Here is a 7,638-nt window from a genome sequence, read left to right as displayed (position 1 = left end):
GACGGGGAGCACGGTCGTCACGGTTGAAGCTGCGCGGTGCACGGTCGTCGCGGTCGAACGAGCGACGCGGACGGTCCTCGTTGTCACGACGGGGAGCACGGTCGTCACGGTCGAAGCGACGGGGAGCACGGTCGTCACGGTCGAACGAACGACGCGGACGGTCGTCATTGTCACGACGGGGAGCACGGTCGTCACGGTCGAAGCGACGGGGAGCACGGTCGTCACGGTCGAACGAACGACGCGGACGGTCCTCGTTGTCACGACGGGGAGCACGGTCGTCACGGTTGAAGCTGCGCGGTGCACGGTCGTCACGGTTGAAGCCGTGACCGCCACGGTCGTCGCGGTTGAAGCCACGGCCGCCACGGTCGTCGCGGTCGGGCCGACGCTGGCCGCCGCTGTCGCGCGGCTCCCAGTTCGGACGGGCCGGACGCTCACCCTGAGACGCGCGACCGCGACGCTCCTCGGCGTCCCAGCGCTGCTTCTGGCGCGGCTGCGAGGAGTCGGCGGCGCGGAACCCGCGGTGCTTGCTGCTGCGGGCGGCGGGGGTGCCGTTCGGGTGGCGGACGCGGTCGGAGGCGCGGTTGTCCGCGCCGCCCTTGTTGTACGGGGCCATGGCTGCTTTCTCGGGTGCGCAACGTACCGCAGCGCCCGACAGCGACATCGGCGGGGGCTGCTTGCGGAGAGGGGGTTCATCCCGTCGCGAGTCGACGTGATTCCAGCCCTCGAGCAACACACACCCAGCAGAATTTCCGTGATCACAATGTCACGACGTCGAAGGCCGACCGAGCGAGTCTACGCGAGCCGGCGCCCTGACGCCAGCCCCACGCGGTCCGGTGGCGGCGTACCGGGCGCGGGACGGGCCTCCAGGCCGGTGGTCGCGCTCAGGACTCCGCGAGCCGACGACGCTGCTCGGCGACGTCGAAGTCCGCCTTTGGCCAGGACAGGTGCATGTCCTCCAGCGCCCGGAGCAGGAGCTGCTGCACGGCGAGGCGCGCGTACCACTTGCGGTTCGCGGGAACGACGTACCAGGGCGCCTGCGGGGTGGAAGTGCGGTCGAGGGCGATCTGGTACGCCTGCTGGTAGCGGTCCCAGAGCAGGCGGTCGTCGATGTCGCCCGGGTTGAACTTCCAGTGCTTGTCGGGGCGGTCGAGTCGGTCGCCGAGGCGCTCGCGCTGTTCGTCCTTCGAGATGTGCAGCATCACCTTGACGATGGTCGTGCCGGCGGCGGCGAGCCCGTCCTCGAAGGCGGTGATCGCGCCGTACCGACGTTCGATCTCGTCCGGCGCGGCGAGCCCACGGACCCGCTGGGCGAGCACGTCCTCGTAGTGCGAGCGGTCGAACACGCCGAGCTGCCCGGCTGCGGGCAGCTGCTTCTCGATGCGCCAGAGGAAGTCGTGCTCGCGTTCCTCGGCTGTCGGGGCCCTGAAGCCCGCGTAGTGCACGCCGTTCGGGTCGACCGCTCCGACGACGTGCGAGACGATGCCGCCCTTGCCCGCGGTGTCCATCGCCTGCAGCACGAGCAGCACCCGGCGCTCGTCACCGGCGGTCGAGGCCGCGTACAGGCGTTCCTGCAGGGCGGCGAGGCGGGAGGCTCCGGCAGCGAGGGCCTCGAGGCCGTCGATCTTGCGACCGGGGAAGCCCGGGGTGCCATCGGGGTCGACCTGGTCGAGGCGGAACCCGGGTTCGACGCGGAGCAGTGGTTCGGGATCGGCGTTCCAGGCCTTGTGACTGCTCACGGGTCCTCCTGCGGTGCTCCGGTCGGCGACTGCCGTGCTCATCCTCGCACTGCCCGGTGACGTCGGTGTGGCCGGTCGACGCCGGGAGCGCTGCTCGCGGTTCCTCCGCTCGGGTGACGTGGGCGGCCGCCGGGGCGGCTAGCGTGGACGTGATGAAGTCCGGCCGCCGCTCAGTGCTCGCGCTCGTCGCCGCGGTCGTGGCGCTCGGCGCGATGGCGTCCTGCAGCACGGACCCGGTCGGTGACGAGAACGCCACCGTGACCGCGGACAGCATCATCTACCCGCTGTCGCTGCGGTACCACGGCATCGACGTGGTGGCCGACGTGCCCTACGGCGCCGACCCGTTGCAGCGCCTCGACGTGTGCCTGCCCTCTGACAGCGCCCCCGCGACGACGGCGACGCCCACCGCGACGCCGTCCGCCTCGGCGACCGCCGACCCCGATGCCGAAGCGGTCGAGGCCACCACCGGACGTCCGGCGGTCCTGATGATCCACGGCGGCAGCTGGTCACACGGCGACAAGGCGACGGCCGCGTACCGGTCCGTGTGCAAGTACCTGGCGTCCGAGGGCTTCGTGACGTTCAACGTCGACTACCGCCTGGCACCGACGGATCCGTTCCCGGCCGGGCTCGACGACGTCCGCCGTGCGCTCGACTACGTGTTCCGTCCGGCGACGCTCGAGACCTACGACGTCGACTCCCAGCGCGTGGGTGTGTTCGGCGGGAGCGCCGGTGGCAACCTCGCCGCGATGCTCGCCGTCACCGACCACGACTCCGCCGCGTACGCCGACGGCGACCGGATCCGCGCCGTGGTGGACCTGAGCGGGCCGACGAACCTGACCACCCGGTCCACCGAGCCCGACGGTGTTTCGGCGGCTTTCCAGCGCAAGCAGCTGCTCTACCTGGGGTGCCGGTCCTACGCCAGGTGCCCGGCAGCCACCCGGGCGTCGCCGGAGTTCCACGTCACCTCGGACACCGCGCCGTTCTTCATCGGCCACTCCACCGACGAGTTCATCCCGATGTGGGAGTCACAGGAGTTCGCCGCGACGCTCCGGTCCCACGACGTCCCGGTGACGTTCGTGGCGGTCGAGGGCACGGCGCACTCGATCGCCCAGCTCGACGAGGCGATGAGCCGCCGGGTGGTCACGTTCCTGCGGACGCAGTTGGGCTGACCGCACGGTCGCTCGACGGGCTGGCAGCGCGATCGGCCGGCGGGCCGGTAGCGCGATCGGCCGACCGGCTGCCGGCGCCGGCGCCCGACCGCGTGCCCCGGGTGGGTGCCACCCGGAGTCGGGACTGCCGCTGCCGAGCCCCCGGCCGCAGACTTCGGGGGTGACCGACACCTCGACCCGCCCTGCCCGCGCCGCTGCGACCCGCTGGGACCGACCGGCGCTGCAGACGTTCGGGGAGCTGCTGCTCGGGCTGTCGTTCGTCGCAGCGGTGGCCTTCGGCGGGTACGCCTCGGTCACCGGGCAGCTGGCCGTCGTGTCGCAGGGCGCCGCCGTGGTGTTCCTCGTGACGCTGACCCTGGTGCTGGTGTCGTGGTTCCGGGCCGTCGAGCGCGAAGAGCGAGCCGAGCGCGTCGTCGTCTCGCCCCTCGCCGCGATCGACGCCGAGTACCGCCGCTAGGCAGCGCCGCCGGATCGCGCCGCCCGTCGCCGCCGTCGTTCCTGCCGGAGCTGCGCGCGTTCCTGGCGTCGCTCAACGCGCGCCTGTTTGCGGGTCTTCCCCGCGGCGATCCGGTCGTCGTTGCGTTCGCGAGCCCGCTCGACCACGAAGTACAGCGCCGGCAGCACCACGAGCGTCAGCAGCGTCGAGGACACCAGGCCACCGATCACGACCAGTGCCAGCGGCTGCGAGATGAAGCCGGACTTGCCGGTCAGCCCGATCGCCATCGGCAGCAGCGCGAAGATCGTGGCCATCGCCGTCATCAGGATCGGACGGAGGCGTCGGGTGGCCCCCTCGATCAGGGCCTCGCGCACCCGCAACCCGCGCCGTCGGTACTGGTTGACGAGGTCGATGAGCACGATCGCGTTCGTCACGACGATGCCGACGAGCATGAGCAGCCCGATCAGCGAAGCGACGCCGATCGGGACGCCCGAGGCGATCTGCAGCAGGATCGCGCCCGTCGCCGCGAACGGCACCGACACGAGCAGCAGCAGCGGCTGGAGCAGGCTCCGGAACGTCGCGACCATGATCACGTAGACGATCAACACGGCGACCAGCACCGCGAGCCCGAGCTGCGAGAACGCCGACGACTGGCTGGCGGCGACGCCACCGATCGAGGCGGTCGCCCCCTTCGGCAGGTCGAGCTCGTCGACGGCGGTCGTGACGGACTGCACGGCCGCACCGAGGTTCGTCGCGTCCGGCGTCACGGTGATCGTGGCGGTACGGGCCGCGTTCGTCGTGGTGACGGTGGTGGGGCCCTCGGACTCCTCGACCGTGGCGACGTCGGACAGCGGGACCGTGCCGGTGCTCGTCGGCACGTCGAGGGCACGGAGTGCGGCGATGGTCGTCGGCGGCTCCGGGTCGGCGATGTAGACGTCGAGCGTCGCGTCGTCGATCTCGATGCTGCCGGTGTCCCGCGGCGAGACCGCTGCGGCGACGAGGCCACCCACCTGGGTCTCGGTCAGGCCGAGTGACGCGGCCTTCTGGCGGTCGACCCGGACGGCGAGGAACGGCTCCGCGGCGGACAGGTTGCTCGTGGCGCCCGTTGTGTCCGGGACCGACTGCATGGTCTGCAGCACCTGGCGCGACGCCGTCTCGAGCTGTGACTGGGTGGGCGCGGTGACGTCCACCTCGATGTCGCTGCTGCCACCGAACCCACCACCGGAGGACGCGATGGTGACCTCGCCGACGTCCTCGATCGCCCCGATCGTCTTCCGGGCGTCGGCCTGGATCGTGGGCTGGTCGGCCTCGGCGTCGGTCGTCACGGCGTACTGCACCGAGGCGCTGCCGCCACCGCCGAACGCCGCCTGGATCGACTGGCCGCTCGTGCCGATGGTGGTCTGCACGGTCTCGACGCCGTCGACGTCCTGCAGTGCGCGCTCGACCTTGCGGGCGGACTCGGACTGGACGGCGAGGCTCGAACCGGCCTTCAGGTCCTGCGTGACCGTGAACGTGTTCTGCCCCGAGTCGCCGAGGTAGTTCGTGGTGACGAACGGCAGCGTGGCGGCCGTTCCGCCGAGCACGATCACGGCGAGCAGGATGACGACGACCGGCTTGCGGACGACCCAACTGAGCACCGGCAGGTAGACACGGCGCAGGCGGTCGACCCGGTCGGCGTCGTGCAGGTCCGCGGCGGAGGCGAGCGCACCCTCGGAGCGATCGCGGTCGGCATCGGCATCGGCAGGCGACGGCGCTGCGTCCACCCCTGCATCCGCTGCCACCGTCGCGTCGCCCGGCTTCGCCTTCGGCGGGCGCAGCCACCAGTACGCCAGCACCGGCACGATCGTGAGCGAGACGAACAGCGACGCGACGAGCGCCAGGGTGACCGTCACGGCGAACGGTCGGAACAGCTCCCCCACGAGTTCGGCGACGAAGGCCACCGGCAGGAACACCGCGACGGTGGTCAGGGTCGAGGCGGTGACCGCTCCGGCGACCTCGCGCACGGCGTCCCGCACCGCCTGGCCGCGGTCGACGCCCGGGAGCATGTGCCGCTTGATGTTCTCGATGACGACGATCGAGTCGTCGACGACGCGGCCGATCGCGATCGTCAGGGCGGCCAGCGTGATGATGTTGAGCGTGTACCCGGCGGCGCGCATGCCGATCGCGGCGAGGAGCACCGACGTCGGGATCGAGATCGCGGTGACGAGCGTGGAGCGCCACGACAGCAGGAACACCAGGATGACGAGCACCGCGAAGGCGAGCCCGAGCAGGCCCTCCTCGGCCAGGGAGTCGATCGACTGCTGGATGTAGGGCGCCTGGTCGAAGACGACGGTGAAGCGGGGGTCGCCCTCGATCTTGTCCTCGATGCCGGGCAGGGCGTCGCGGACGGTGTTCGAGACGTCGACGGTGTTCGCTTCCTGCGTCTTCGTGATCGAGATCGTCAGCGCCTGTTGCCCGTCCACACGGCTGATGGAGGTGCGCGGCGACTCGGTGATGGCGACCTTCGCGACGTCGCCCAGGGTGGTGTCCGTCGCCGTGGCCGCGGCCGTCGACCCGTCCGTCGCGGCGTCTCCCGAGGGCGCGGCACCGGCCGCACCCGTGCCGGTCCCGGCCGCACCGGCGCCGGTCGCCCCCGTGCCGGTCGCCCCCGTGCCGGTGGCACCCGCAGCCGTGCCGTCACCGGACGTCGCAGCCCCGTCGGCACCGGCGACACCCGACCCGGACCCGTCCGACCCCGACGAACTCGACGAGCTCGACGAGCTCGTCAGCGGCAGGGCGCGGATGTCCTTGAGCGAGGCGATCCGCTCGCCCGTCTGCACCGACAGGGTCGAGCCGTCCTCGGTGATCGTGCCGCCGGGGATCAGGGTGCCGTTGTCGTCGAGCGCGTCTGAGATCGCGGTCTGGCTCAGGCCGCGCGCGGCGAGCTCGTCCGGGTCCGGCGTGATGACGACGCGTCGTCCCGGGTTGCCGAAGACGTCCGCCTGCCGAACACCGTCGAGCTTCTCGAGGTCGGGGATCGCCGAGGCCCGCAGCCGGTCGACGAGCTGCTCCTGGTTGCCGGACGCCGACACGGCGACCTGCAGCACCGGCAGGTCGTCGAAGGAACCGGTGACGATCTGCGTCTGCACCGAGTCGGGCAGCGACAGCGCGTTCACCGCGGTCTGGATCTTGTCCTCGGCGCTGGCCAGGTTCGAGCCGTACTGGAACGACGCCGACACCACGCTCTGCCCGGTCGACGACGTCGCACTGGTCGACTCGAGGTCCGGGACGACCTGGATCGCCTGCTCGATCTTGGTCGAGACGTCGTTCGACACGACCTCCGGCGTGGCTCCGGGGTACGCGCTGACGATCGCGACCTGCGGGAACTCGACACTGGGGATCAGCTCCTGTTTGAGGCTCGAGAGCGCGATGCCGCCGAAGACCGCGACCACGATCGTGACGAGCGCGATGAGGGCCCGGTTGCGCAGGCTGAAGACCGAGAGGAGGTGCACGTCATCGATCCTCGCAGGACCGACCGACGAACGCTCGGCTGGCAGCCAGAACCCGCCGTCGGATCAGGACCGAGGGACCAGGGCCCGCCGTCTGATCAGGACCGACGGATCAGGAGCCGCCGAGCACCAGGTACGCCCCGAGCACCGCGACGGTCCCGACCACCCCGGTGCCGAGCGCCACCACGCGCCCCACGGGCGACCGTGTGCCGAGCACCCCGATGCCCAGGAGCGCCACCCCGACGACGATCTCGACGACCCAGGTGCCGTGCCCCGTCGTCACGGCGACCTGCAGCAGCCCGCGGATCCCCTCCCCGACGAGCACCGCGGCCGTCACACCGAGCGCCCCCGCGCGCCACCGGACATCGCGGGACCGCACTGCCACGGCGGCCGCTCCGGCCAGCAGCCCGGCCGGCACCCCGAGCAGCACCCAGGGGTTCGTGATCGACAGCACGTCGGGGAACCCGCGCAGGACCGTCGCGGCCCAGTACCCGACGTGCATGAGCTCGAGGAGCACGACGCCGAGCACCATCGCCAGCGGCAGGGCGACCCGGCCCCCTCGTACTCCGGCCACCAGGCACAGCAGCGCGGCGACGAGGAACCACGGTCCGGCCGAGTTCGACACGGCGGCGAGAGCGGGCACCGCCTGCCCGAACGAGGTCAGGACGCCCGCCAGGAACGCCCCGCTCAGCGCGATGGTGACCCGCACCACGGCGGGGACCGCCGCGGGCGGATCGACGGGCGTCGGCACAGCGGAGGGGGGGCGGCGGGGAGCGGGAAAGCACACGGCTGGACTCCCAGCCCACTAC

Annotated in this window: 5 protein-coding genes and 1 pseudogene; 2 read left to right on the top strand and 4 right to left on the bottom strand. The window is 71.9% G+C overall.

Annotated elements, in window-relative coordinates; all coding sequences use genetic code 11:
- A pseudogene (locus H7A73_RS17705) lies at positions 1-613 on the bottom strand (ATP-dependent helicase); the annotation flags it as partial.
- 268 nt (positions 614-881) lie between these two features.
- Positions 882-1,736, bottom strand: a complete 855-nt coding sequence (locus H7A73_RS17700) for a PPK2 family polyphosphate kinase (protein WP_182067205.1) — start codon at positions 1,734-1,736, stop codon at positions 882-884.
- Between the two features lie 152 nt (positions 1,737-1,888).
- Here H7A73_RS17700 and H7A73_RS17695 point away from each other — a divergent pair, with 152 nt between their 5' ends.
- Together H7A73_RS17695 and H7A73_RS17690 are read left to right on the top strand one after the other, a co-directional pair.
- On the top strand, positions 1,889-2,905 hold the full coding sequence (locus H7A73_RS17695; protein WP_182067204.1) for an alpha/beta hydrolase: 1,017 nt from the start codon (positions 1,889-1,891) through the stop codon (positions 2,903-2,905).
- A 160-nt stretch (positions 2,906-3,065) separates the two neighbouring features.
- The gene (locus H7A73_RS17690; protein WP_182067203.1) at positions 3,066-3,362 is read left to right on the top strand and encodes a hypothetical protein; all 297 of its coding nucleotides are present in this window, start codon (positions 3,066-3,068) and stop codon (positions 3,360-3,362) included.
- On the opposite strand, the gene H7A73_RS17685 is transcribed toward H7A73_RS17690, so the two are convergent.
- Together H7A73_RS17685 and H7A73_RS17680 are read right to left on the bottom strand one after the other, a co-directional pair.
- On the bottom strand, positions 3,359-6,832 hold the full coding sequence (locus tag H7A73_RS17685; protein ID WP_182067202.1) for an efflux RND transporter permease subunit: 3,474 nt from the start codon (positions 6,830-6,832) through the stop codon (positions 3,359-3,361). The two genes, H7A73_RS17690 and H7A73_RS17685, sit on opposite strands and share 4 nt — an antisense overlap.
- Positions 6,833-6,941: 109 nt before the next feature.
- Positions 6,942-7,580, bottom strand: a complete 639-nt coding sequence (locus tag H7A73_RS17680) for a DUF6518 family protein (RefSeq protein WP_182067201.1) — start codon at positions 7,578-7,580, stop codon at positions 6,942-6,944.
- Between the last annotated feature and the right edge of the window lie 58 nt (positions 7,581-7,638).

Source organism: Curtobacterium sp. ME12, assembly GCF_903970855.1.
Taxonomy (GTDB): Bacteria; Actinomycetota; Actinomycetes; order Actinomycetales; family Microbacteriaceae; genus Curtobacterium; species Curtobacterium poinsettiae_A.
The sequence above is the reverse complement of the archived record's forward strand: the minus strand, read 5'-3'. Positions and strand labels throughout refer to the sequence as shown.